At 46.6% G+C, this 24,112-nt stretch carries 21 protein-coding genes and 1 pseudogene; 7 read left to right on the top strand and 15 right to left on the bottom strand.

From position 1 onward, the window contains the following. Positions 1 to 49: 49 nt before the first annotated feature. From AB4Z29_RS23335 to AB4Z29_RS23320, 4 genes are all read right to left on the bottom strand, one after another. Positions 50 to 1,045 (bottom strand): cell wall hydrolase, encoded by a 996-nt coding sequence (locus tag AB4Z29_RS23335; RefSeq protein ID WP_441945384.1) that lies wholly within the window; start codon positions 1,043 to 1,045, stop codon positions 50 to 52. A 184-nt stretch (positions 1,046 to 1,229) separates the two neighbouring features. Next, complete coding sequence (locus tag AB4Z29_RS23330; RefSeq protein WP_441945383.1) at positions 1,230 to 2,249, bottom strand: glycoside hydrolase family 43 protein; 1,020 nt, start codon at positions 2,247 to 2,249, stop codon at positions 1,230 to 1,232. Between the two features lie 110 nt (positions 2,250 to 2,359). After that, entirely contained in the window at positions 2,360 to 5,086 is a 2,727-nt protein-coding gene (locus AB4Z29_RS23325; RefSeq protein WP_441945382.1) for a LuxR C-terminal-related transcriptional regulator, read from the bottom strand. 153 nt (positions 5,087 to 5,239) lie between these two features. Then, positions 5,240 to 5,863 (bottom strand): hypothetical protein, encoded by a 624-nt coding sequence (locus AB4Z29_RS23320; RefSeq protein ID WP_441945381.1) that lies wholly within the window; start codon positions 5,861 to 5,863, stop codon positions 5,240 to 5,242. Positions 5,864 to 6,049: 186 nt separating this feature from the next. Between AB4Z29_RS23320 and AB4Z29_RS23315 the strand changes: the two genes are divergently transcribed. After that, positions 6,050 to 7,510, top strand: coding sequence for an MFS transporter (locus AB4Z29_RS23315; protein ID WP_441945380.1), 1,461 nt, complete (start codon positions 6,050 to 6,052; stop codon positions 7,508 to 7,510). Between the two features lie 18 nt (positions 7,511 to 7,528). On the opposite strand, the gene AB4Z29_RS23310 is transcribed toward AB4Z29_RS23315, so the two are convergent. Together AB4Z29_RS23310 and AB4Z29_RS23305 are read right to left on the bottom strand one after the other, a co-directional pair. Further along, positions 7,529 to 8,443 (bottom strand): NAD(P)-dependent alcohol dehydrogenase, encoded by a 915-nt coding sequence (locus AB4Z29_RS23310; RefSeq protein WP_441945379.1) that lies wholly within the window; start codon positions 8,441 to 8,443, stop codon positions 7,529 to 7,531. Between the two features lie 201 nt (positions 8,444 to 8,644). Next, positions 8,645 to 9,448, bottom strand: a complete 804-nt coding sequence (locus AB4Z29_RS23305; RefSeq protein WP_441945378.1) for an AraC family transcriptional regulator — start codon at positions 9,446 to 9,448, stop codon at positions 8,645 to 8,647. A 187-nt stretch (positions 9,449 to 9,635) separates the two neighbouring features. On the opposite strand from AB4Z29_RS23305, the gene AB4Z29_RS23300 reads away from it, so the two are divergent. Further along, complete coding sequence (locus AB4Z29_RS23300; protein ID WP_441945377.1) at positions 9,636 to 11,120, top strand: FAD-dependent oxidoreductase; 1,485 nt, start codon at positions 9,636 to 9,638, stop codon at positions 11,118 to 11,120. Positions 11,121 to 11,308: 188 nt separating this feature from the next. On the opposite strand, the gene AB4Z29_RS23295 is transcribed toward AB4Z29_RS23300, so the two are convergent. From AB4Z29_RS23295 to AB4Z29_RS23280, 4 genes are all read right to left on the bottom strand, one after another. Beyond that, positions 11,309 to 11,839: a GNAT family N-acetyltransferase gene (locus AB4Z29_RS23295; protein ID WP_441945376.1), complete on the bottom strand. Its 531-nt coding sequence runs from the start codon at positions 11,837 to 11,839 to the stop codon at positions 11,309 to 11,311. A 54-nt stretch (positions 11,840 to 11,893) separates the two neighbouring features. Beyond that, on the bottom strand, positions 11,894 to 13,051 hold the full coding sequence (locus AB4Z29_RS23290; RefSeq protein ID WP_441945375.1) for an acyltransferase domain-containing protein: 1,158 nt from the start codon (positions 13,049 to 13,051) through the stop codon (positions 11,894 to 11,896). Positions 13,052 to 13,456: 405 nt separating this feature from the next. Then, a complete protein-coding gene (gene sigJ, locus AB4Z29_RS23285; protein ID WP_441945374.1) occupies positions 13,457 to 14,323 on the bottom strand; it encodes an RNA polymerase sigma factor SigJ in 867 nt (288 codons plus the stop codon). Positions 14,324 to 14,355: 32 nt separating this feature from the next. Further along, a complete protein-coding gene (locus tag AB4Z29_RS23280) occupies positions 14,356 to 15,540 on the bottom strand; it encodes an NAD(P)/FAD-dependent oxidoreductase (RefSeq protein WP_441945373.1) in 1,185 nt (394 codons plus the stop codon). A gap of 141 nt (positions 15,541 to 15,681) precedes the next feature. Between AB4Z29_RS23280 and AB4Z29_RS23275 the strand changes: the two genes are divergently transcribed. Then, a complete protein-coding gene (locus AB4Z29_RS23275; protein WP_441945372.1) occupies positions 15,682 to 16,332 on the top strand; it encodes a glycosyltransferase in 651 nt (216 codons plus the stop codon). A gap of 253 nt (positions 16,333 to 16,585) precedes the next feature. Here the strand turns inward: AB4Z29_RS23275 and AB4Z29_RS23270 are convergent, their stop codons facing one another. Continuing rightward, the gene (locus tag AB4Z29_RS23270; protein WP_441945371.1) at positions 16,586 to 17,371 is read right to left on the bottom strand and encodes an IucA/IucC family C-terminal-domain containing protein; all 786 of its coding nucleotides are present in this window, start codon (positions 17,369 to 17,371) and stop codon (positions 16,586 to 16,588) included. 1 nt (position 17,372) lies between these two features. Continuing rightward, positions 17,373 to 19,334 (bottom strand): ABC transporter substrate-binding protein, encoded by a 1,962-nt coding sequence (locus tag AB4Z29_RS23265; protein ID WP_441945370.1) that lies wholly within the window; start codon positions 19,332 to 19,334, stop codon positions 17,373 to 17,375. A 195-nt stretch (positions 19,335 to 19,529) separates the two neighbouring features. Between AB4Z29_RS23265 and AB4Z29_RS23260 the strand changes: the two genes are divergently transcribed. The 3 genes from AB4Z29_RS23260 to AB4Z29_RS23250 all read left to right on the top strand — a co-directional run bounded on the left by AB4Z29_RS23260 (position 19,530) and on the right by AB4Z29_RS23250 (position 20,863). After that, the gene (locus AB4Z29_RS23260) at positions 19,530 to 19,874 is read left to right on the top strand and encodes a ribosomal protein L7/L12 (RefSeq protein ID WP_441945369.1); all 345 of its coding nucleotides are present in this window, start codon (positions 19,530 to 19,532) and stop codon (positions 19,872 to 19,874) included. Positions 19,875 to 20,004: 130 nt separating this feature from the next. Next, positions 20,005 to 20,457, top strand: coding sequence for a VOC family protein (locus tag AB4Z29_RS23255; protein WP_441945368.1), 453 nt, complete (start codon positions 20,005 to 20,007; stop codon positions 20,455 to 20,457). Positions 20,458 to 20,722: 265 nt separating this feature from the next. After that, on the top strand, positions 20,723 to 20,863 hold the full coding sequence (locus tag AB4Z29_RS23250) for a hypothetical protein (RefSeq protein WP_441945367.1): 141 nt from the start codon (positions 20,723 to 20,725) through the stop codon (positions 20,861 to 20,863). A 143-nt stretch (positions 20,864 to 21,006) separates the two neighbouring features. Here the strand turns inward: AB4Z29_RS23250 and AB4Z29_RS23245 are convergent, their stop codons facing one another. After that, positions 21,007 to 21,885, bottom strand: coding sequence for an SDR family NAD(P)-dependent oxidoreductase (locus tag AB4Z29_RS23245; RefSeq protein WP_441945366.1), 879 nt, complete (start codon positions 21,883 to 21,885; stop codon positions 21,007 to 21,009). Positions 21,886 to 22,037: 152 nt separating this feature from the next. Here AB4Z29_RS23245 and AB4Z29_RS23240 point away from each other — a divergent pair, with 152 nt between their 5' ends. Then, the gene (locus tag AB4Z29_RS23240) at positions 22,038 to 22,514 is read left to right on the top strand and encodes a MarR family winged helix-turn-helix transcriptional regulator (RefSeq protein WP_441945365.1); all 477 of its coding nucleotides are present in this window, start codon (positions 22,038 to 22,040) and stop codon (positions 22,512 to 22,514) included. A gap of 269 nt (positions 22,515 to 22,783) precedes the next feature. Here AB4Z29_RS23240 and AB4Z29_RS23235 read toward each other — a convergent pair whose 3' ends face one another. Both AB4Z29_RS23235 and AB4Z29_RS23230 read right to left on the bottom strand, forming a co-directional pair. Beyond that, complete coding sequence (locus tag AB4Z29_RS23235) at positions 22,784 to 23,152, bottom strand: DoxX family protein (RefSeq protein ID WP_441945364.1); 369 nt, start codon at positions 23,150 to 23,152, stop codon at positions 22,784 to 22,786. A 477-nt stretch (positions 23,153 to 23,629) separates the two neighbouring features. After that, positions 23,630 to 24,112, bottom strand: a pseudogene (locus AB4Z29_RS23230) (ABC transporter substrate-binding protein); the annotation flags it as partial.

The raw sequence follows: 24,112 nt of genomic DNA, 5'->3' as shown, positions 1-24,112 counted from the left end.
ATATATCAAACAAAAAACCGTTATGGCTGATACGCCATAACGGTTTTTCCTATCTTGCGAAGCTATGATGGCCGATTGTCACAATGACATCCAAACTTGACCAGAAAGCGCCTTTGGATACATTTGGATTAAAGAAATAAACGGCGTCCTTAACATTGTTTTTCCCATTCAGGGCATCCTTCGCGGCGCGCAGCACGCTTGCATTCGGTTTACTCTTATCCAGCATGCCGTTATGGGCAGGAGGGAATTGTTTGCCTGAATAAATGACATCCCGTATCGTATCCGGGAAACTTGCGCTCTTCACTCGGTTAAGAATGACATTCGCCAGGGCAAGCTGCCCTTCATAAGACTCATATCCTGCTTCAACCATCGTAATCTTGGCAAGCAATTGAAGCTCCGATTCCGTATAAGGCTTAATCGGCTTGTCAAAAACGGAAGGGATGACGATCTTCAGCTTCGTTCCGGACTGGATTACTGCCTTCCCATCCAGCTCATTTCGTTTCAACAGCTCTGATTTGCTGCTGCCTTGCTCCTTGCTAATGTCTTCAAGGCCATACTCTTGTGAGATGACAACTGGCTGTACGGTGATCAAATCCACAACATCCGCTTCGGCATTCAACTGCACTTCAGCGTGCAGCAATTCCGACAGCTGGCGCAGTGGCGCGTATAACCTGCCATCCTTCAAGACCGGAGCTCCATCCAGACGGTAACGGTCTTCGTTAAAATACACAACGGGTACTTCGTTACCCATTATGATGGTATCGCCTAAAGCCGTATGTATCGTTGCTTCCTCATTGATCTTATCCCAGCTCGAAGTGGCTCCGAGCAGTTCGGCTATGCGAGCTGCAGGGGCATATAATTTCCCATTCAGCATGAACGCAGGATCGGTCATCTTCACGATCTTGCCATTTTGTTTGATCGTCACAGCATTCGCGGGCACCGCTTCTCCCGCCGAGACGATAGACAATGGTCCGCTGCAAAGCAAAAGCATGCCCAAAACCATTGTGATAATAAGTCTGTTAACATGTCGGCCTTCTCTGATCATGCGTACCTCCCAGCACTACAAGTTGGTCTAAACTGCCAATGCTTACCTCTGGGCAAAATTATAACACAGCTAAATGTGCCTGTAGGATTAACATTTTCACAGAATTACACAAAAAAATATAATAAAGCGCTAAAAACACAAAAAACCATCTCATTTGAGATGGTTCATCTTCGGATACCGCGTTTTATTCGACAGCGCTTACAATTTCACTTCCATCGAGATCGCGCCTTGACGATTTCACGATAAAGGTTTCTCCGGTATCGGTCATTTCATAAAGCTTGCATCTGGAATCGGGCATCCGGAACGGGGCATGAAGGATGAGCATCCAATCTTGCTGAAACGTTCGGAAGAGCATGCCATGCCCGCTGTCGTCGTAAACCAGAGGCTCCAGCTGTTCCCATGGCCCTTCCAGCTTGCCTGTCTGGGAACGCGCAATGGTCTGCACATAGCTGCCCTTGTCGTACGTCGACCAAAGCATGATTAACCGATTGCCGCTTGTGAGGTAAAGCTGACACCCATCTGTCACATACACGGACTTCGAGCCGTCAGGCGAATGTTCGCCATTATCCCATGGCGCCTCCGAGCCATTAAACAAATGAACGGGCTCAGCTTCACTGTCGGTAAGCTCCGCATTCAGCCGAACGGCTTCCACCGTGCCGTCACCTGTCTGCACCCATTCATGGCAGTATACCATCCACGGCTTGCCTTCATCATCTATAAACAACGAGCCGTCAAGCGTCATCAACTGCTCCGATACAATCGGGGCATTCTTCTTAACGAGTTCGAATGGCCCGTCCAACGAATCTGACACTGCAACGGCAGTACCGCGCCATTGCAGCGGATAGCCTCCGTATCCCTCTCCGGCTAGCTTCCTATCGTTATTGTGGAGCGTCACGAATAAATAATAGCGGCCGCCGTAAGCGTGAACCTCTGGAGCCCATGCGCCGTGCAGCGGATTCGCCCATACACCGTCCGGAATGGTAAAGACGACATATGGCCCTTCCCACTCCGCTAGATCCCGGCTTTTATAGGCGAGCACGCCATAACGCTCCATTCCGTTTAGCTTTGGGCTTCCGCCCGTATATAAATAATAGGTTTGCGTGGCTCCGTCTGCAACGACGAATGGATCATGGGCAGGAATATCAGCAAGCTTCAGCCCTACCCGGGGGTTCGAAACATCGGAAGCAGCATTATACGCGTTCATATTGAACATCCCTCCAAATCGATTAGTTACCCTTATAATGGTAACATGAATGGACAGGACGTGGTTGAACGACTATAAAGAAAAAGGATGCGTATCATCTGGTCATTAAGTTATAGCAGTCCCAGTTCGCGCGCACGAGCCACTGCTTCTGTTCGCCGCTCCACATGCAGTTTGTCAAAAATAATTCGGTTATAGCTTTTAACCGTGCTTAAAGCAAGGAATAGCCGTTCGCTTATCTCACGATTGGACAAACCTAAAGCGATATAATGCAGAACGTTCATTTCACGCTCGCTCAATGGCTCGACAAGCGGCTGAGCGGTTGTCAGGCTCGTTCGAACACGGGTATTAAGCTTGCGGTTCACCTGCGCCTTGGTCCTCGCATCGAATAGGGTTAGCAGCTTCTGCCCATAGTCAGTTACGGCTCCTTGGGCAACCGCTTCACTCAACAGTGCTGCCATAACATGGCCTTCATCGATGAAGATACGCATGAATCCTTCGGGCTCCGCAATCGTCAGCGCGGCGCGCAGCATGGAAATGGCTTGGCTTGTATCACCGTGAACATAGAAGGCAGCAGACTGCACAACCATGACTTGAAGCCGTTCATCCTGCCACTTCTTTGCTTCTGCTTGCAGGAACAAGCGCTCCAGCAGCGCAAGCGCAGCTGCCGTATTCCCTTTGGCCAGCAGTACTCTTGCTTGGCTGAGCGGAATATCCTGAGTCTGAGCCAGCCGTTCTGCTTCAGCTAGATTGCCTTGGCGGAGCAGTCCAAGCACCTGAACGCCAGCAACCTGAAGCGTTTGATGTTCAAAGTGATGCTTGGCAACACTCGCTGCAGTGGCAACCGCAGCTGCGGCATCTCCTTGCGCAAGCTTCACGCGTGCAAGCAGCATCTCGCCGGCAACGAATCGATCTGACCGTTCAATCAGCTTCGCCAGCTCAACACTGCGGATTGCATGCTGTTCAGCGGCAGCCAAATCGTTCCACTCATACAGAACGCGGGCAAGCCCTAGATGCGCCTCGCACGCAATGGACAGGGGCGGATCTCCTGCCAGCTGTAAAGCTTTCCGATAAGATTGGGCAGCCAAATAGAGCTGGTTATCTGCTTCCTGTATGCTGCCAAGACCAATTGCAGCCATAATGCTGACGATAAAATGTCCAATCTCTTCACTAGTCGATAGGGAGCTGATATAAGCCTGTTTCGCCGCCGCACGGTCGCCTTGGAGCTGATAAGCATATCCAAGCGCAAAGGTTGTCGCGGTTCGAACTGGCAAGTTATCGGGATGCAGATTATCCAGTGCCCGCAGAGACTGGTTCATGATGGATTCTGCGTCATGCTGGCTGACAGCCAATGTGGCACGAATGGAAGCAATATGTCCGATAAGATCCCGGTTTGCGGCATTCGGCTCAGCCTCCCGAAGCGCAGCTTCCGCAGACCGCAGCTTCGCTTCGACGCCGTTAATCTGACTATCGAACAATAAAACCGAAGCATATATCACCCATAACGAGGGTTGCCTATTCATGGCTTGAGCTGGCAGCGACTCCAACCATCTCCGTACGGCAGCAGCAGCACCGCGAAAATGCAGCGGCATCCCTGCTCCCTCTACTAATCGGGCTGCCCGCTCCATATCGCCTGCGGCGGCTGCATGTTGAAACGCCTCAATGTCTAGGCCATGATTCTCATACCAAACACTCGCGCGTGTATGCAGCTCTGCTACAGCCACCTCGAACTTACTGACAGCTGAATTTTGATTATTGATCAACCGCTTCCGCAGCAAATCAGCAAATAGATGGTGATAACGGTACCAGCGCCCTTCGTTGTCCAGCGGAACGATAAACAAGTTGGCACGTTCGAGCTCCTCCAAGGTGTGCTGCTGGGGAGCAGATGAGTCATGGCTCAGCACCGCAGCGCACAAAGAATCGCACATCCGCTCCAGGATCGCCGTACGCAGCAGAAACCTTTGAATGCTCGGTGATTGCCGCTCAAGGACTTCTTCTATTAGATAATCCAGCACGAAACGATGGCTGCCCGTGAATGATTGAATAAATCCGGCAGCATCGTTATGACCTTGCAGTGAAATCGCAGCTAGCTGCAAACCGGCGATCCACCCTTCCGTCTTCGTTTCAAGCTGGCTGATATGAGTCGGCGATAGCTGAAGACCCATCACTTTGGTGAGAAACCCTGTTGCTTCGGAGGACGTAAATCTCATGTCCTGCACGCTCAGCTCAGTCAACTGTCCACTGGCGCGCAGCCGGGCCAATGGGAGACGAGGCTCATGACGCGACGCGATGACCATATGCATTTGCGGCGGCATATGCTCGATCAAATAAGCAAGCGCTTGTTCGATGGTTGGTGCATCAATCACATGATAATCATCAAGCACGAAGATAAAAGGATGCGGTGCGAGCGCGATTTCATTTAGAAAGGATACGAGAATCGATTCGATTGGCGGCAATTGCGGAGATTGGAGCACTGCAAGCAAGCCTGCTCCGATATGTACGCCAACGGTCTGCAAAGCAGCGGATACATATGTGAAAAACCGTGCGGGATCATTGTCCGCTTCGTCCAGCGATAGCCATGCTGCTGGCTGCTTACAGGTTGCAAGCCACTCCGTTGCCAGCGTTGTTTTACCAAATCCGGCAGATGCGGAGATCAGCGTCAGCTTGCGTGGGAGACCTTCATTCAGCCTTTCGATTAATCGGGAACGGGAAGCTGTCTTGAGCCTCTGCGGCGGGATATATAGTTTCGTAGCTATAATGGGTATGTTCATAAGCTGATTATAATGATCTCGTTTCTGTGGCGTCAACAACTGAGCCGTTTTGGGCAAAGATGGAGCCATTCGTTTTCCAGGTCATAGCTTGCGGCAAAATCCGACGTTTGGTACGAGCGCAAATGCGACCGTCATGGACGGGATCAAATAACAATAAAAAACGCAACCTCTAAAGGTTGCGTCGCGTGTTTCTAAGATTGGTTTCTCAACGGAATTCATGTTTTATTCTATTCCATGCTGTTCTCGAATACCATACAAGCCTTGCAGCAGAAGCTCCGCTGGATCACGGTTCAACTGCAAGTGCGTCAACAATAGATGCAAAGGAATTGCACATACGTTATTTCCTTCAGTGATAGCTGGGAATCCGGCTTCAAAGACTGGACCGTGTTCTTCGTTCCATGCTAAACCTGCATGTACCTGTTCAGGGGCAAATTCCTCACGGACTGCCTTAATGCATTGCGGTACGAGAATGTTGTCGATGATTGCTTTTGCCTCATCTTCGCTTGTGGCCGGCTTCGGAAGTGCTTTCCCGCCCTCGATTTCCATCAAATCGGTGAAGAATGAAGACATCCATACATCAGGTGCATTGCCCGATTGGAATCTCGCGATCAACTCGCGCAGAAAAAAGCCGCAGGCATATACATTCGACGATTCATCTTTCACATGAAAAACAAACACAGGGCCATACGCTTCCATATTCAGCACTTGCCCTTCAACTTCGTTAAAGTGCATTTTTAAAGCGATAATGCCGTTATGGTGAACAGCCTTTATCAGCTCGGCCCATTTCTCCTCGGTCATCGGTTCTTGCTTGCCGTTTATTTCCTCGTCAGTTGTCTCATTATTCATCAGCTTGTCCCCCCTGCTCCCTATCATACCATCTAGAAGCAGCGGCTGGAAATCACATGACGCAATTGAATTTCGCGCATAAAGAAGGAGTTCTTAGAATGTTCCCATTTCGAGGCGTATTTAGACGGCTCATATCATGATAGAATAAAGTATTCCAATTCAAAATATAAACGAGGAGCATATAAAGTGCGGGCACATCCAATCCATATTTTACGTATTACGGGTCTTTTAGATGGTATTTCATTATTAGTATTGCTAAGTATCGCCATGCCTTTGAAATATATATGGGGAATCGARAAAGCGGTAACGATCGTCGGCAGCATTCACGGCGGCATTTTCAGCTTCTATGCGCTTGCTGTACTTTACGCAGCCATTCGGGTGAAATGGAGTATCCTTTGGCCTGCTGCAGCCGTTATCGCAGCTTTTGTCCCATTCGGCAACTTTTTGCTGGACTGGCAGTTGAAGAAGGCGCTTGCCAAATATAACGTAAGGCCCTTCAACTATGCCCTGCTTGTATACAGCATCGTATTTTTCTCTTTTTTTGATCTATTCTCGCAGCTGCCTGTCATGAGCACATTCGCCGCATCCGTCGGTGCCAGCTCATTTGTTGTTGGTTTTGTAATTGGACTGTATTCGCTAGCCAATACGGCCGGCAATATTTTATCCGGCATTATGACCGACAAAGTTGGACCTTTCAAAATTCTTATGGTCGGTCTGCTGCTGTCAAGCGGCGCTCTGCTTCTCTATCAGCTCGTTGATCAACCGCTCGTTCTTATCTTTGTTCGAATTCTGCATGGCTTTGTTGCCGGTCTCATTGTACCCGCTGCTTTCACATTCTCAGCGAATACGACTATGAATGACCAGCAAGGGAAGAAAGTCGCCTTTACCGGTACTTTTGTCGGGCTTGCAGCCATTATCGGTCCAGCATTCAGCGGGATAATGGCCAGTAAAACCTCTGTGCCCTTCGTCTTTACATGCGTAGCCCTATTGGGATTTTCCCTCTCGGTCCTATCGGCTGTTTTTCTTAGATCATATACCATTTCTCGGAAAGAAAAAAACACTGCCGTCCTTGCCTCTAGTGCCTCTCTCTTCAACGCAGGCGTACTCAAGGCTTATGGCGGTGCCTTTTTCTTAATGTTCTCACAAGGCGTCATTGCATATTTGCTGCCCTTGCACGTACAAACGCTTGGTTATGATTCGAAATTAAGCGGCACGCTTATGAGCACATTCGGGATTATTGCCGTACTTATTTTTGTACTACCCACGAATCGGATCTTCGACCTTGTTGCTTCATCGCATACGATGGCTATCGGTATGGGATTAATGGGCGTGAGCCAGCTCCTGATTAGCCAATCGACGACAACATTAGCGCTTTACTTTGTTTTAGGCTTATATGGCGTCGGTTTTGCCTTCTTGTTCCCATCGGTCAATACGATGCTCATCAAGGCAGTGCCAGCCGAGCTGCGCGGGAAAGCTTATGGCTACTTCTACGCATTCTTCTCCCTTGGCGTGGTTGCCGGTTCTTCTACGCTCGGATGGCTGCCCTTCGACATTGCCGAAGGATTTATATTTACAGGTTTCGTCCTGCTAATCTTTGCTGCTTTCGTCGCCTTCAATAGAGTAAGAAACCAGGCGCCGATGACCTGATCAGGCTCAGGCAACCCCTTATTGTACGATTGTAATCACTACATTTCCTTTTTTGCGTCCTTGTTCCACATATCTATGGGCCTCCGCCGTTTCTGCGAGCGAATAACGCCTGTCAATGACGGGTTTCAGCTCCCCTTTTTCCACCAGCTCTTTAATAAACAATAAGTCTTCAACCCGTTCCTTTACCATCCCTTGCCCCTCGACAGTCACATAAGTCCCATTGGGAGCAAGGGCTTTTTTGGCAGCTGCTTTCGAAAGCTTTCCAACGGCATCGAATATAAGATCATAAAACTCGCCCTTTTTCGTGAAATCCTCCGTTGTGTAATCAATCGCTCGTTCAGCTCCCAAGGACTTTGCCAAATCCATGTTCGAGGCGCTGCATACTCCTGTAACCTGTGCGCCAAAATGCTTCGCCAGTTGTACCGCAGCGGTCCCTACCGCACCGGAAGCTCCATAAATCAGCACTTTTTGACCGCTTCTGATATTCCCTTTTCTAAAGAAATGAAGTGCGGTAGTACCTCCGAATGCTAAGGCAGCCGCTTCGTCGTAGATCACATTAGCCGGCTTCTCAGCCATCATCCCGGATTCTGAAAGACAGGCGTATTCGGCATATCCACCGAATCTCATCCCTGTTAGTGCGTATACATGATCACCTTTTTTAAAGCGTGTCACATTCTTGCCAATCGCTTCAATTTCACCAGCCAGTTCCACTCCAAGAATTGGCTTTCGCGGCCGCTTGAAGCCTAATACGGCTCTCATGGGCAGCCAGAGCAAAACCGGACTTTTAAAGCTTCTTACTCTGCAATCCCCTGATGTAACCGTAGTCGCAAATACTTTTACCAATACTTCATTATCCTTAGGAACAGGTTTTTCTACCTCTCGGAGCTTAAGAACTTCAGGCGAGCCATATCCCGTGCAAATGATTGCTTTCATGACTTTCCTCCTTATTTTCATTTGCAAATAGTATAACTGCCGCACCTCTCCGTTTTATAGCTACTTAAGTATGATAATGGATTCGTTCATCAAAGCTTGCATAAATGATCAGCCTTTGCTCCGAAGCCGCCTCGTCCGTTGTCGATCGCTGCCGCCGCTATACATCCGAGGCACTTGTCTATGATCCTGGCTTCTACTCGATTAACGGTCCCCCTTCGGCTTCAAGGCATGATTGCGCTCCTTCAATAGAATGGATGGAGGGAACCCATATACTTTCTTAAATACGCGATTGAAATAAGCTTGATCACAAAAACCGACATATTCGGCTGCTTGTCCGATCGTTACCTGATGGTGATAGAGCAGATCACGCGCAGCGGATACCTTTACCTGATGAATATATTCCTTCAATGAGCCGCCGGTCAGCCTTCGGTACAACGTTGATATATAATTAGGCGAACGGCTAACTAGCATCGCCAGCTGGTCAACCCGAATGTCTTCGCGATAATGGGTTAGCACATATTCTTGAATGGTGGCAATCATCTTCAGCATAGGAGAAGGGTATTGCTTTGCATCGAGCTCGCGATTCATACGCCCCAGCATATCGGTTAGCGTAGCGGCACATATTGGCTCGTAGTAGGGCAGCTTGCCCATCCATTGCTGAATGAGCTGAGCGAATCGCTGCTTCATATATTCGTATTGCCCCGTCTTCACCACAATAGGAACTTGCTGATTAAGCATTGGCAGCATCCCCGCACCCGCTTCATCCATAACAAAGGTAGCCCAATATTTCTGATGGTGATCCTGATCCGAATGGAATGCTTCTCTCATCCTTCCTTCTGGAATTAAAAGCAGATCACCCTTGCTTAACTGATAGGTTACGCCATCAATTCGATAAACAAGCTTGCCTGAAATGATCAGCGCTAATGCGCATGCCGTTGTTTTTGATCGTTGCCGCTTCCAGCTTGGATCCCGGTCATCAAAGCCTGCTCCGAATAGTTCAATCATTTCCGCTTCTCGCCACCTCTTTGATTTCATGTGTAGATTTATACAAACGTAATAGATTCGTTAATCGTGTTGCCATAGCAGCTTCGTATACAATGATTCTAGCATAATGATTCCCTTACTCGTAGACCCACCACTTTTAAGGCTAATATTTGAGCATTGATTTATACAAACGAATAGGAGGATGGATATGATGAACTACGATCTTGTCATTTACGGCGGAACATCTGCGGGTATTGCTGCAGCCGTTCAGGCCAAACGAATGGGCTTAGCCCCTGTCATCATCGAGCCTACTGGACGGCTTGGCGGGTTAAGCAGCGGAGGGCTTGGCGATACCGACTTTGGCCAAACGGCGGCAATCGGCGGCATTTCGTTGGCTTTTTACGAGCAAATTGGGCAAAAGTACGGACAGCAAAATCCCGTTTGGATGTTTGAACCTAAAGTAGCTCTGGCCGTGTTTCTGGATTGGATAGAGGCTGAAGGGATCGAGGTGCTTTATCACGAGCGGCTGATGCAAACGAATGGCGCTACAATGTCTGCCTCTCGTATCGAAACGATTCGATTGGAATCTGGAAAAGAGATTTCAGGCCGTATGTTCATCGATGCTACCTATGAAGGCGATCTAATGAAAGCTGCCGGAGTTTCTTATGCTGCCGGCCGTGAAGCGGGCAATGTGTACGGGGAAACTTACAACGGCATACAGACGGCCACAGCTTTGAAAAATCAACTGCCGAGTGGCATCGATCCTTATATCGTGAAAGGCGATCCAGCTAGCGGCCTTCTGCCAGGTGTCAATCCGGGTGCAGGCGGTGAAGACGGAGAAGGCGACCATCGCCTTCAAGCCTACTGTTATCGCATGTGTCTAACCGATGATCCGAGCAATCGCGTCATGATCGATAAGCCAACACAATACGACGAGCGGCAATATGAGTTAATGTTTCGTGCTGCGGAATGCGGGCAAACCATTTTTTTCAAATTGCGAATGCTGCCTAATCGCAAGACAGACTCCAACAACGATAAAGGTTTTTCAACCGACTACATCGGCTTCAATTACGATTATCCAGAGGCTGATTATTCGGAAAGAGCACGTATCGCCGCTGCCCATGAAGCCTATCAAAAGGGTCTCGTCTGGACGCTGCAGAATCATCCGCGCATACCTGAAAGCATTCGCGATTTCTATAAGGAATGGGGACTTCCGCTCGATGAATTTACGGATAACGCTTTCTGGACTCCGCAGCTATACATCCGTGAATCTAGAAGAATGGTCAGCGATCTCGTGATGAATGAGAATCATCTGTTCCTCCGGTTGCCTATTGCGGACAGCGTCGCCATGGGATCCTATACAATGGACTCGCACAATGTCCAGCGCCATGTGAATGAAGCTGGATTCGTCACCAATGAGGGCGATGTGCAAATCGGACTGAACGCACCGTATCCGATCAGCTATCGCTCGATTGTGCCTAAGGAATCCGAGTGCGTTAATTTATTCGTACCTGTCTGCTTGTCCTCCTCCCATATCGCCTATGGCTCGATTCGGATGGAGCCCGTATTCATGGCGCTCGGGCAATCCGCGGCAACCGCAGCGGCGCTTGCGATCGAAGCAGGCAGCAGCGTGCAGTCCGTGCATTATGGACAATTGCGTGAACGGTTGATCCAAGATGGCCAAGTTTTATAACGAAGTATTTGAGATGACACGGTTATACAAACGAAGCTTTAGGTTTGATCAGTATCATATCGAATCTGATAGCGAAGCAGTAGCAGTAGCAGTTATCATACGCGCCTGCTTCGAGTACATATAGGTTATGATAACTAAAATAAGCTCCCGTCATTTGCGATTCGCACATAACGGGAGCTCGTTTTCTATTAATTATTTTTAAGGTATGAATATACACAGGTGTCGTATGCTTTTCCGTTTTGATACATATAGTCTCTTAATATTCCCTCTTTTTGAAAACCAGCTTTGACGAGCAATTGATGAGATGCTTCATTTTCTGTAAAAACAACGGCGCCTATTCGAGTAAGGCCAAGCTCATCAAATCCGTATGAAATGACTTTAGCTAAAGCCTCCAAGCTATAGCCCTTTCTCCAATGATCAGGGTGAATTTCATACCCTATTTCAGCACGTTTATGTTTGGAGGACCAAGCATTAAACCCAATCGTACCAACTAACCCCTCATATCCTTTTATTTCAATTCCCCAACGTATTCCTCGTCTCTCCCTGTAACTATTTGCAAAAAAATCAACAAATGCTTCTGCTTGTTCGAAATGAGTTAATGTTTCTTGCCCATAATAGCGCGTCACATTTTCATTGGAAAAACAAGCGAATATGCCAGCCGCATCTTCCATTACAATCTCTCTTAGCAACAATCTTTCCGTTTCCAATAGGGGAAACATGCTCTCACTCCACTCTGTCTCTCTCTACATAGCGATTGGATCAAAAGTGATGTTCTAATGAATACTGCTGAGCTCCCCAGTCAGCAGCAATCCGCCGCCCCCATGAAGACGGTGGCCGCTCTCGACGTGCTGGATGATTGCTCGCCGCAATCCCGAGTCCTTCTTGGCGGTTGACAGGTCAAGCTTGTCTGTTCCGAACACTCTTTCATACGTTTCACAATCATCCGACCGAACCGGGAACAAATGAAGCATCTTCTGGAAAGCGGAAATATTAGAAGATTCGGGAACGAGTTGTCCAAGCTGAGGGTCCAGCAGCCATGAAACGCAAACGAACGAGGCAATCAACTGCTCCGGCATCCGATCATGATAGAATGAAATCGCACGCGCAAGCGATTCACTGCATGACTGCGGTGTCATTGGACTCCCCTCCGGGATGTGAATTTCAAGCGCGGAATCTCCTCGTTGAATGACGATGCGCCACTCTTCGGCAGATAACTTTACGATCGAATTCGCTGCGAAGCCGCTGGGCAGAATCGGGTTGCCTATATAGCTGTCAGTCTTCTGCTCATAAATGGCAGTCCAGCCCTGCTCGGCATCCCACTGCCCGTTCGTGCCGTCCACTCTTCCATCACTGCGATAAGCGATTCCCTGCTCGGATAGGAGGACGACTTGACCATTGTTAACATTGCGCAAACCAATAACAGCTTGATCAAATGCTTTCTGTATAAATTGCAGCCTGCCGAGTCGAAATAGCTTTCCTCCCATATGGTTAAGCATCCAGGTTAAGTTGCTAAGGCCCCATACTCCTTTTTCCTCGTAATGATGCTTCATCCAGATTAATAAATCGTCCAACGTGTCAATCTGAACATTCTCCGCTATTCCTTGTGAACGATAATAGGCGGACATCCAATCCAGCAAGCCGAGCAGGAGAATAACGCTGAACATGCCTGCAAGATCTCCCATGGTCGATTTTAGGTAAGTCTCTTGATCCGCCACAAATTTCGGATAACCTTCCACCGCTGCCGCAAATGTATTGATATCCGTCTCTGATAAGGCATCGAGTTTGCATTGTCGCAGCAGCTCAAGTAAACCCTCATGCCCGCGGACAATAACAGCCGACTCATACAACGCGTCCAAAGCTGTTGGAGGCAGGCGCAGCAACCTATTCGCCTGTGTAATATATACTTCCTTCAAAAAATCCAACTTCTCCATTATTGCTCCCCCCTTATTCGCATTAACCTTATTCAATATTACCTCATGCTTCTGATTCGCTGCCATACCAGAATAGCCTGCCATCCATCTACTTGCATATTTTTTCAATGATTTGATCCATTGGCATTGTGCTGATTATACGAATCTAGCGCTGTCAATAAGTGAAGTTTTATCTTTCCTTATTCTACCACAACGCCTAGTAGGTTAATTGCTGTTTTAACCTTATCGTTAGCGTTCCAGTTGTGTATGACTTGCGAGACTTGCACATAAATGAACGAATCGATTTGAAAAATGAAAAACCGTCCTCCCGCTGCAAGAACGGAAGAACGGATTTTTTAGGTAACCTATATCTATACGCAACGGAATAGTAGAATGAATGACTGATCCTCATCCGCTTTATCCATTCTATGAAAAGTGTTTCAATTTGTCCGGGTTTCTGACAATGTAAATATGGTGTATTAGACCCTCTTCCACTTGGAACATAAAAACGGAATCGACCTTTTGCCCAGAACGAATAATAAGACCTAATTGACCATTGATTTCACTAAGTGTAAATGTCCAGACTCCACCTTGCTGCTTATTTTTGCGAACAAGCCCCAGAAGGAATCGAGAAACCGCATTTGGACTTACAATCGGATTAACTGCAGCAAGTACCTTCCCGCCGCCATCGGAGATCAACACCACATCCTTGCCTAACATCGCCAATACCTGATCCACGTCATCCTGGCCGAGCACAGACAGAAATTGATTCACCCATGCAGCATTTTCTGCCTCAAGGTCAACTGACTCTTCCCGATCGAATGGACCTAATTTGCCTCTTGCACGACTATACAGCTTTCTGCTGTTTGCCTCACTTTTATCGATGACCGCCGCTATGTCTACATAACTGAACCCAAATGCCTCGCGCAGTACAAATACGGCTCTTTCAGCAGCAGACAGCTGTTCGAGAAGCACCAGCATGCCATAAGACAACATTTCATTGCGGGCAATCATTTCAAATGTTTCATCGGTTGAGGTAGGCACCGGTTCGGGCAGCCACTCGCCAAAATATTTTTCTTTTCGCTTGGTCGCTGATTTGTGCAGATCACGGCAGCGATTGGTTACCATTCTGCACAAATAGGCTTGAGGGGCTTCTATTAGCCCCTGCGGCTTTGCATCATAAACCTTTAAAAATACGTCCTGAACGACATCCTCCGCATCAGAGAATGATCCGGTAAGCTGGTAGGCAAGTGATAGCAGCAGCCTTTTGTATTGCATATATAAGTGCTCCATTCCATCACTCCCTTCTATTAGGATTGGTTTGTTTATTTAATGGAGCTGCCTAAATTCCATACCAGCTGCTTGATTCGATAACCCATCTTGCCTGTGATCATAAAATCTATCCCCCATTTATTTACCCACGTTAATCCATTCTTTGGACCAATACCGATACTAAAGCTATCCATATAGCTAGTATGCGTAGGCGCAGGATGCCCTTCCAAATCGGCTGCAACCACTTTACCGAGCCGTGCGGCTTGAGGAATGGCTTCCTTACAGGTCATGCCATCTGTCTGGCCCGTAGCTGGATTAATAACTTTCGCGCAGTCTCCAATGCTATAAATACCGCGAGTTCCTTGTACCCGGTAGCTTGCATCAATCTTCACAAATCCGTCTTGTGTTACTGGCAAGCCCCATTGTTTTACAATTGGATTAGGGATTAGTCCCAATGTCCAAACGCATAAGCCTATCGGCAGCTCCGTTCCGTCAGACAAGCTAAGTCTCCCGTTCTCCTCTTGAAGCACGCGACTCCGATGCACAACTTCTACGCCATTTTCCTTTAGAACAGCCTCAAGTTTCACGGCAACCTTGTCAGGACCATCTAAAAATAATCTTTCATGCGCATTGTACAAACGGATGCGCACCTGATCGGGGTTCAAGCCTAACCGCTCGGCATCTAACCGTACATGATAAGCTAACTCAGCGGCTGTTTCAATACCGCTTATGCCTGCTCCCGCTACAGCAATTGTCATTAAGCGCTCTCGTTCGATCGGATCGGTTTCTTTGGCAGCTTGCCTCATATTAGCAGACCATGCCATCCGAATGTTTAACGCATCTTCCAATGATGCAAGCGACAGTCCGCCTTGCGATTCATCCGGACAACGGATCATGCTTCCAGCTGCAACTACAAGTATATCGTAACTCAGCTCTTGTACGACATCATTTTGACTGCGCAGCAGCAGCTTATTTTCTGCTTCTTTAATCTCCGTAACGATCCCCTGAAGAAGCTCGACCCCCTCGGGAAACAACTGAGTAAGCGGCGTACGAATATCTTCATCTGTTACCGCTGGCTTGAACAGCATAACCTTGCGCAGGTGATACTTATTTTTATCGATGAGTATAAACTTCATAGACTGGCTTTTATTTCTATGAGTCACGTTTTTGCGAATTTCATTCATTGCATGGATACCCGCGTACCCCGCGCCGATGACAATACAGGTCAATGTCTTCATACCATTCACTCCCAAATTCGTTTTTGTGCCTGTATAACGATTTAGGAGATCGTAATGTGACATATGGCTATTGGTTGGAATAAAATAGACGATTTTGTCCACATTAATAAGGCTAGTTCACATACAAAGGAGTTAATCAACTTGAAAAAAAGATTCCCAGTGTCCATGCTACTGATTATGTTACTCGTATTCAGCTTGTCCCCATTAAGCGCACAAGCTAATGGAACCGAGCAAGGCGCCAGGTCATGTTTACAGCCAAAGGAAGTACAGCTTCAGCAAAATTTGAGGAAGCTGTGGATGGATCACGTCATTTGGACAAGAAGCTATATCGTGAGCGCCCTTGCAGGATTAATGGATCAACAGGACGTTCTGGCGAGACTATTACAAAATCAGCAAGACATCGGAAACGCGATCAAGCCTTATTACGGGGAAGAGGCGGGCAATAAGCTCGCTGAGCTGTTGAAGGAGCATATCCTTATTGCAGGAAAGGTTGTCGATGCGGCAAAAAGCGGAAATCAAGCGGATTTGAAAAAATATAATGAAGAGTGGCACCGGAACGCCGACGATATCGCCAAGTTTCTAAGCCGCGCCAACCCGAACTGGTCAGAGAAATCTTTCCAAGATCTTTTGTACACCCATTTGCAATTGCTGACGGATCAGGTCACGGCAAGGATCTCCAAAGACTGGAAAGCGGATATCATTGCCTTCGACAAAGGGGAAGACCATATTATTATGCTAGCTGACGCGCTTGCTGAAGGAATTATTAAGCAGTTCCCAGAGAAGTTTAAATAAATTTGTCCCAATGACGATCATCATAATCCAATTAGGGCAGCTATTTCAAACCGCATAACGAGGAAAAGCACCCCGAAGCGTGCTCAGCATGCATAGAAACCGACATTTTTCAAAACGATGGGTTTCTCATTAGTTTACTAAAGCGGCAGATTCGTTGCCCTTCATATTCAAGTTGGCGTTCAACGCAATAAAGGCTATCGAGAAAAACTCGATAGCCTTTATTGCGTCTCGGCCGTCCATTTTCGGATGAATGCTATCCTTCTCCGTTAACTGGTTTCGGGCAAGCTCTGCAGCATTCCGGAGACATCTCATCGTAAAAGCAGCAGGTTTGGCGCATGTAGGCTGCCTGTTTGCCAGTCTGATCTGTGCTCTTTCCACGAATAAACATCTTTAGTGGATTTCTACGTTCTCCGAATAAGCTTGGCGGTGCCGTCTCAGTTATAAACTTAAAATCATCATGCAGCCGCATTAAGATGAACGGATCCTCTTCATCCGCCAATCCATCTTCATACATTGGAATAATCCGGACCATTGCATTCTCCCACAACACTGCCCGAGGCACTTGTCCAACCATAGACAAGGAATGAAATAATGGGGTGAGATGACCCTCGAATAGTTGGCGCACCACTTGATCCCGCCACTCTTCCCGCTTCCCTGCTTCTGGTTCAGTAACATTCAAACCGCCTAAGCTCAAATGAGGAAATCTAGAATGGCTTTGTAGATATTCGCTGTCGCTAGGCGAAACCAATCGGCAGTGGCTCGGTGCAAGCTCCAAGCCTTTGTTAAATACCGTCATTGCATAGAGAACAGGGGCAACGGCTAGAAAAGCATAACGCTTCGCGAGCATGGATGCTGTTACTCTTCTCGAAGGAGAGCCAATTTCCGCTGCTAACTGATCTAAGTAAGGCTCGCATTTGTCCCGATCCAGCAAATCGCTTGAAACGATAAAGCGATCCGTGGGCAAACTATCACCACTTGGTGTTAGGTTATATCTGCTGCCTAAGTCGCCCCACTCAGATGCTGATAGTGTAACGGTCATGTTATGGCGTACCCAGGAACACTTCCGCAACTCGATCTACGACCATGTTGATGGCAATCGGACCATAATAAGCAATCCATACATTCGAGTCTACATCATAGATTTGATTGTTCTTCACTGCCTCGACGTTTTTCCAGGTTTCCGTCTGTTGGAACTCCTCAACGATCGCTTTGAACATATCATCTTGAACGAGGAAGTAATGATCCGCACCTACTCCCGGCAAAGCTTCTAAAGGAACCTGATAGGCTGTGTCCTTTTCATCAAGTACCTGCTGCGGCGCAGACAAGCCAAGATCGTTGTAGAGAATGGATGCTGCCCGGTGGCTTGGTGTATGAATTCGAATGCCTTCATCCCGCGGGCGTATCAATGCCACAGTCTGCTCACCAAGCTTAGCCTTTAATTCCGCCTTCAGCTTCGTCGTTTTTTCGTTATATTGTTCGAGGACGACGCTCGCTTCTTCTGATTTCCCTACAATTTTCCCGAAAGTAGCGAGTGTATCCCGCCAATCTTCGTTAAAGTCCAGCATAATGGTTGGTGCAATCTTAGATAAGCTTTCGTATACTTCTTCCTGAAATTCCGTACAAATGATTAAGTCCGGTTCCATGGCCGTAATAGCTTCCAGATTCGGTTCATCCCTCGTTCCCAGCACTTTAACGTCTGTAAGCTTATCCATCAAGTAGGCAGGAAAGTCCGATTTATCTGCTGCAGCTTTCACGCTGCCCGCTGGCTGCTCATTTAAAGTAACGAGTTGATCAACAAATTTGGTATCGAGCACCGCAATCTTTAAAGGATGCTGCTCCAGCGTTTCTTCTCCCTTCATATGTTTAATCACGACAGGGTACGCTGGCTGCGATGTTGGCGCTGCATTTGTATTTGAAGAAACGTTAGTAGATGCTGCTGTAGGACTAGCCCCTCCCGAATTGCTGCCCACATTGTTCCCAGTCGAGCATGCGCTCAACAGCAGAATCAAACTCAACATTAAACTAACCGCCAATACTGATCTCTTACTCCGATTCATTCCAAAAACTCCCCCGTCAACTTGTTGATAATGATTATCACAATCATTATTATAAGAGACATTGTCAGCCGAGCCAATGGAATACCGCGACATGTAAGATGCACTTATCCGACGGTTTTGCCTGAAATAAAGAGGGGAAACACCGCAATGCTTCTTGAAAGCGCGGCTGAAATAATAGCTATCTCCGTAGCCTACCGATTCTGCAATGATCTTAAGCGGTACGTTCGTGTTCAATAACATCGCTTGTGCATGATTCATCCGAACTTGAATGAGATATTCCATTGGCCCTATCCGAAGCTTTGCTTTAAATAACCGCTGAAGCTTTCTCTCATTGCATTGCATAGCTTGAGCAAGATCCTGCACACTAATCGGATCAGCATAATGCTCCTCCAAGAAGCGGATCGTTTGGCTTACATAATCGGGCTGTAGTGCAGCAGCTCCCTCCAGCGTATGGAGCTGCTGCAAGAGGTCATACACCAATTGATGAAATAAAGCTCTTACATGAAACCGCTCAAGCTCGCCATCGAGCAGCCAATAGGCATGCATCTGTTCGATTCTCGTGAGGAGACCCAAAGGATATACAGGAGCAAAACCGTATTGCATATGAAATGGATTATTGCTTTTAAACACATGCAACAATTCCTTGCGCGATGGCAGAACGAGAGCCGCTTTATAAAAAATGAAATAATAGTCGAATGGTTCTACCACTTGAATAATGTCCATTGTCGCGCCTTTGCCAGCATGGCATACGTAACAGCGATCAGTGAGATGTTCGACTCCATCGATAAGAATTCTCGCCTCCCCAGCCACGGCAATCAAAAATGCACTCGCTGGCAATCGAAACCCTTGAACGCTCTCGCTCGCTTGCAATAGGGCTCGCCTTATATCAAGCACCCTTATAGCCGCATGATTCCATAGTGGCAATTGTTCCAGTAACGTCATCATGTTCACCTTCCATATCTAACTGCACCTTCCAACTCTCTTATTATAGTAATAATCATTCTCATTATCAAAACTTTTCCACTTCAATAAGCCGATCGATTGCGCTTTTCTGGCAAGGGCTTGCGGGAGGTAATTTCTTCCTACTCTCAATAAATGATGTGATATAATCAATTAACAAACAGGAGGGAGGGATTGCAAGTGGATATCGTGGAATTTGTTGCTTCGAGCGCTTTAATTCTGTCACTTCTGCTGCTGCTAAAGGTGATCAGCCTGCAAAAACAGCTTAATGAAATGAAATCAACCATGGACTGGTCCAATAACCGAGCCGATTCATCTGTATTGCCCAAGTCCAGCTTATCTAGTTCTCCCTCTTCACCGAGTAAGAACCGTGCCGGCTCGCAATCAAATATCGATGAGCGATTGCGTATGCTAACTGCTTCGGGAAAAAGAATTCAAGCTATCAAAGAGTTTAGAAAAGCGAGCGGCGTTGGCCTTAAAGAAGCAAAAGAATACGTAGACCATTTGGAGAGAGCTGACCGCTGAGTCCCTGTATTTTTTTCATTGTTTCCTTTACGTTACTGTCCCCCTCGGTTGGAAGGTATTAGTAATTGCTGATAGAAATATATAGGAAGATGATCAGGTAATACATTTGTACACATAAGGAGATAAAACTATGGCAAAAAACAAATTGCTACGAATGGACAATGTTGGCATCGTTGTAGAATCCCTTGATAACGCAATCTTATTCTTCGAGGAGATTGGCTTGAAGCTCGAAGGGCGAGCTACGATCGAAGGTGAATGGGCTGGACGCGTAACCGGGCTCGGCTCACAACATGTAGAGATTGCTATGATGGTTACCCCAGATGGCCATAGCCGACTTGAACTTTCCCGATTTCTCACCCCAGCTCCTATAGCAGATCACCGATCTGCTCCTGTCAATGCCCTCGGTTATTTACGCGTCATGTTCACCGTTGAACACATGGACGAATTGGTAGCCCGACTCATGAAGCATGGTGCTCAGCTCGTTGGCGAAGTGGTTCAATACGAGAATTCGTATCGGCTCTGCTACATTCGTGGAAATGAAGGACATCTAATCGGTTTGGCGGAGCAACTCGGCCATAAATAAGTGACGATTATTTAACATACCCTTTCCTACTATCCAAGCCTCTTTCCTCCATCTGAAACAATCAATAACACGGTAAAAATAAACAAATGGATGGCAGCAATTATCCGTTAACGCTAGGTAATTTTTACCACAAACAACGATTCTCATATAACCTAGGGCATAAAGTAATAGTCTATTTATCACTAGTAAACATTTACCTATTCCTGTTAAAATATGTTTTTCACGATTTATAGCGTTACTCAAACAAAAAAGGAGACTAATATTGATGAGAAAATTAAGACTAGGCTTAATTACAGGGTTTTTAGCTGTCAGTATGTTTCTAACGTTTGCGGGTGCCGTAAGTGCAAAGGACTATCCCGGTCCAGTGATTTATGCGGAGGATTGGCCTGAGCGTGGCTGGTGCTAACTTTTAGTTCAAAATTAGCCATTATTTTATGAAGCCATTTGTAAAATTCGAATCCTACATAAAAAGAGCCAATAGAATGGCTCCTATGGCTCATTTTTGGATGGAGGGAGCTCTTCTTGGAATGAACAATATCACATCGCTGATTAGCTTTCAAAAAACCCTTTTTCTCGTAGAATGGCGCTTGTCTCGTTCCATAATTCACGCTGCATTACCTTATCTCCTCCAGGATTTATGGGTACGATGAGATCGCCAGATCCAACATTATAATAACCCCCTGTCATTCCCTGATACTTCGAATCTGTCATTAAACGAATCATAATATCAGCTCCTCTACGCGGATCGCCAATTCGAAATAAATTCAACAAACGCTCAAGCATGGAGGAAAACCAAAGTTCCCTCCCGAGACCGGTAACGTTAAAACCTGGATTCAGCGCATGAACGCTAATGCCCGTCCCATCCCACTGACGTGCAAGTTCAGCAGTAAACATAATATTTAACAATTTGGTTTTTCCATATATCTCTGAAGAACCTCTATAAGTAAAAGGGGCTGTATTAAGCAAATCCTCCGGTATTTGGAATTTGCCATGACGACGGGATGCTTCAGAAGCAACATTCACGATAGTTGCGCTGCCCGCTTTCTGCAAGGAATGATACAAGGAATGCGTTAAAATCCATGGCGCAAAATAGTTCACAGCCATCATTTCTGCGAATCCCTCTGAAGTAATCCGCTGTTCAAATGCGTGGAGGCCTGCGTTATTCAATAACACGTCTATCTTAGGAAACTTTTCCGATATTTCTTGACCTAATCGTCTGACATCCTTCATTAAGGACAAATCTCCAAAGAAAAAGTTTATTTGTGCCGAAGGCATCCGCTCCTTTATCATTTTTTCAGTTGCTTCTGCGCGACTCTTACTCCTCGCTGTAAGAATCAATTGAGCGCCTCGATTAGCCATTTCACATGCAACGAGCTGCCCCAAACCACTTGTAGCGCCAGTAATTACAATGACCGGATTTGACATCATCTTCATTCTCCTTTAAATGGGGCCTATGTGCTTTGACATTTTCATACCGTATTCATATAATTGATATATATCAACTATATAACTTTTAATTGATATATGTCAACTAAATGATAGATGTCTCTTTTAATCATTCAAGTTAGGTGGTAGCCATTATGAATTTCAAACGCAAAGACATGTCGAGAGGACCATTGGAGCTAAAGCTCGGCGAACAGATTAATGCCCTCATTAGTGCAGCACATGCGCTAAATGTCAGAACCTCAGCCTATTTCGATTCCTCTATACAACCTGCGGCTTTCCATATCGTCCGTTGGATATACGCACACGGTCCAACAAGCGCATCTGAATTGGCAGATTCTACTGCAATGGACCGAAGCTCGGTCAGCCGTCTTGTGAAGCAACTTGAGCATTTAGGTTATGTTAGAAGGGAAAGCGCTCCCCATGATCGCCGGGCAATCCTTCTCACTCTTACAGAGCTTGGACGACAAAAAACGTTTGAAGCTCTGCGTGACAAAGAGAACTTTTTTTACGAACGCATATCCAAATGGGATAATCGGCAGCTTGAAGCATTTATCGAAATGCTTCAGGCCATTAATGGATTTGAGCAAACAGGAATAAATTCCTCTGAATAATACGGTTCATCTCGATAATTCCGTGCAGAATCAACATCGAGGATTGTCCCGTCTTAGGCTTCATAAAATAAAAATTAAACCACATCCGAAAAAATGAAGAGCACCCCTATAATTTCATCAGTTTTCCCAGAGGGGTTAACCAATGCCAATTATAGGAGGTGCTCTTCTGAACGTGATTGTATAGTTTGATTGTGGAGCCTATTGGGATCGAACTCCCAACCGCTTGCAAGCCATTCTGCATTCTCTACCTAAGTATGCTGCACTTGAGCTTAGCCAAAAAGTTGGGGCAATTCGTCTGCGTATAAGAGTACTAATGCAATAGCTATCGCTAGATTTAACAAGGCAGGAATGACTTTCCCAATTGAATGTTTGACTCTGAAGTGCGAAAGGCACGCCAACAGCATCATAATGCCGATTCCTATTCCGGTCCAAGCGGCAACAGCAGGATACCAGTATCCGATAATGAGTCCTATACATCCAACAATTTGAAAGCAGCCTGTTACGACCCGGAACCATTGAGGAAGTTTAATCGAATCGAAAAGTTCGATCTGATGTTTAGCTCCTGCGAGCTTGCTTCCACCAAAGAATGCCATGGAGAAAAGCAGCCAGCTTTGAAGAACGATGGTTAGAATGTGCATATGAGTCATCTTCCTTATCCATTTATTATTGGACACCATTCAGTGTCCTAATTCATCATATAACACCATTAGGTGTCCTGTAAAGCAATAATTTGATGAATACAGTGGAAATCTTTCTCAGCTCATCGTTCATTCAAAAAAGTGGGTTATCCAACAACATTCCTGTTGTCGGATAACCCACTTTAGATTAAATCTCCCGCTTTGACCGTGCAGCACACTCAGCTGCCCTAGCATCGGGAACCTTATTTCTTAGCATCCATTTATAAATAAGGTGGCATCTTGATTCATGAATTTTACTGCCCGTATTAATGGTTTAGATTTGGTTTCTTTGAATCCAATCCTGGTCATAAGCGCAATAAGATTTCCCTGATCAAATCCGTTATGAACCTTATCAGCTATGACCTTTTCATTATTATCAAAATCTACAATCAGCAAATGAACTCCCGGTTTCAACACGCGCGGTGTGGTTCCGTACGATTAACCGTTTACTTTCGTGTACCATTCTCTGGCGCGCTTCGTTACTTCTTCTCCGCCCGATTTGTTCCACTTTTCCACGAATTCGTCAAATTTGCTGATCGGGTACTGGCCAAGAATGATTTTCGAAGCATATTCCACGAATAACGTACGGTTGTTAATATCAGGGAAGCCTTCATAGATGCTGGCCGATATGCCGTCGCCGGCAATGACCTTCGCATACTTCTGGGCTTCATCCATATTTCGGGTCAGCTGGTCGATTGCCCACTTGCTGTCGTCCGAGGCGGTATCATTATAGAGATCTTTTGTAAATGCTAGTGTTGCCGAGCTCGAGTACGGATTAAGCACTTGATTCTCCATCGTGCTCTTGTCATCCGGCAGCTTGGTCGCTTTGCCGTCTTTCATCGTGTAATGCATGCCCTCCACGCCGAGGTACATTTCTTTCCAGTTATCCTTGTCGTACATGTTATTCAACAGCTTCAGGGT

It is taken from the genome of Paenibacillus sp. 2TAB23 (assembly GCF_052115165.1).
In the GTDB taxonomy this organism is placed as follows: Bacteria; Bacillota; Bacilli; order Paenibacillales; family Paenibacillaceae; genus Pristimantibacillus.
This window is presented reverse-complemented; position numbering and strand designations above follow the sequence as displayed.

Bases quoted from the DNA above. Each gene is read 5' to 3' on its own strand.
- AB4Z29_RS23335 (WP_441945384.1), bottom strand. From the start codon at position 1,045: ATGATCAGAGAAGGCCGACATGTTAACAGACTTATTATCACAATGGTT.
- AB4Z29_RS23330 (WP_441945383.1), bottom strand. From the start codon at position 2,249: ATGAACGCGTATAATGCTGCTTCCGATGTTTCGAACCCCCGGGTAGGG.
- AB4Z29_RS23325 (WP_441945382.1), bottom strand. From the start codon at position 5,086: ATGGCTCCATCTTTGCCCAAAACGGCTCAGTTGTTGACGCCACAGAAA.
- AB4Z29_RS23320 (WP_441945381.1), bottom strand. From the start codon at position 5,863: ATGAATAATGAGACAACTGACGAGGAAATAAACGGCAAGCAAGAACCG.
- AB4Z29_RS23310 (WP_441945379.1), bottom strand. From the start codon at position 8,443: ATGAAAGCAATCATTTGCACGGGATATGGCTCGCCTGAAGTTCTTAAG.
- AB4Z29_RS23305 (WP_441945378.1), bottom strand. From the start codon at position 9,448: ATGATTGAACTATTCGGAGCAGGCTTTGATGACCGGGATCCAAGCTGG.
- AB4Z29_RS23300 (WP_441945377.1), top strand. From the start codon at position 9,636: ATGATGAACTACGATCTTGTCATTTACGGCGGAACATCTGCGGGTATT.
- AB4Z29_RS23295 (WP_441945376.1), bottom strand. From the start codon at position 11,839: ATGTTTCCCCTATTGGAAACGGAAAGATTGTTGCTAAGAGAGATTGTA.
- AB4Z29_RS23290 (WP_441945375.1), bottom strand. From the start codon at position 13,051: ATGGAGAAGTTGGATTTTTTGAAGGAAGTATATATTACACAGGCGAAT.
- sigJ (WP_441945374.1), bottom strand. From the start codon at position 14,323: ATGGAGCACTTATATATGCAATACAAAAGGCTGCTGCTATCACTTGCC.
- AB4Z29_RS23280 (WP_441945373.1), bottom strand. From the start codon at position 15,540: ATGAAGACATTGACCTGTATTGTCATCGGCGCGGGGTACGCGGGTATC.
- AB4Z29_RS23270 (WP_441945371.1), bottom strand. From the start codon at position 17,371: ATGACCGTTACACTATCAGCATCTGAGTGGGGCGACTTAGGCAGCAGA.
- AB4Z29_RS23265 (WP_441945370.1), bottom strand. From the start codon at position 19,334: ATGATGACGTTACTGGAACAATTGCCACTATGGAATCATGCGGCTATA.
- AB4Z29_RS23255 (WP_441945368.1), top strand. From the start codon at position 20,005: ATGGCAAAAAACAAATTGCTACGAATGGACAATGTTGGCATCGTTGTA.
- AB4Z29_RS23250 (WP_441945367.1), top strand. From the start codon at position 20,723: ATGAGAAAATTAAGACTAGGCTTAATTACAGGGTTTTTAGCTGTCAGT.
- AB4Z29_RS23245 (WP_441945366.1), bottom strand. From the start codon at position 21,885: ATGATGTCAAATCCGGTCATTGTAATTACTGGCGCTACAAGTGGTTTG.
- AB4Z29_RS23240 (WP_441945365.1), top strand. From the start codon at position 22,038: ATGAATTTCAAACGCAAAGACATGTCGAGAGGACCATTGGAGCTAAAG.
- AB4Z29_RS23235 (WP_441945364.1), bottom strand. From the start codon at position 23,152: ATGCACATTCTAACCATCGTTCTTCAAAGCTGGCTGCTTTTCTCCATG.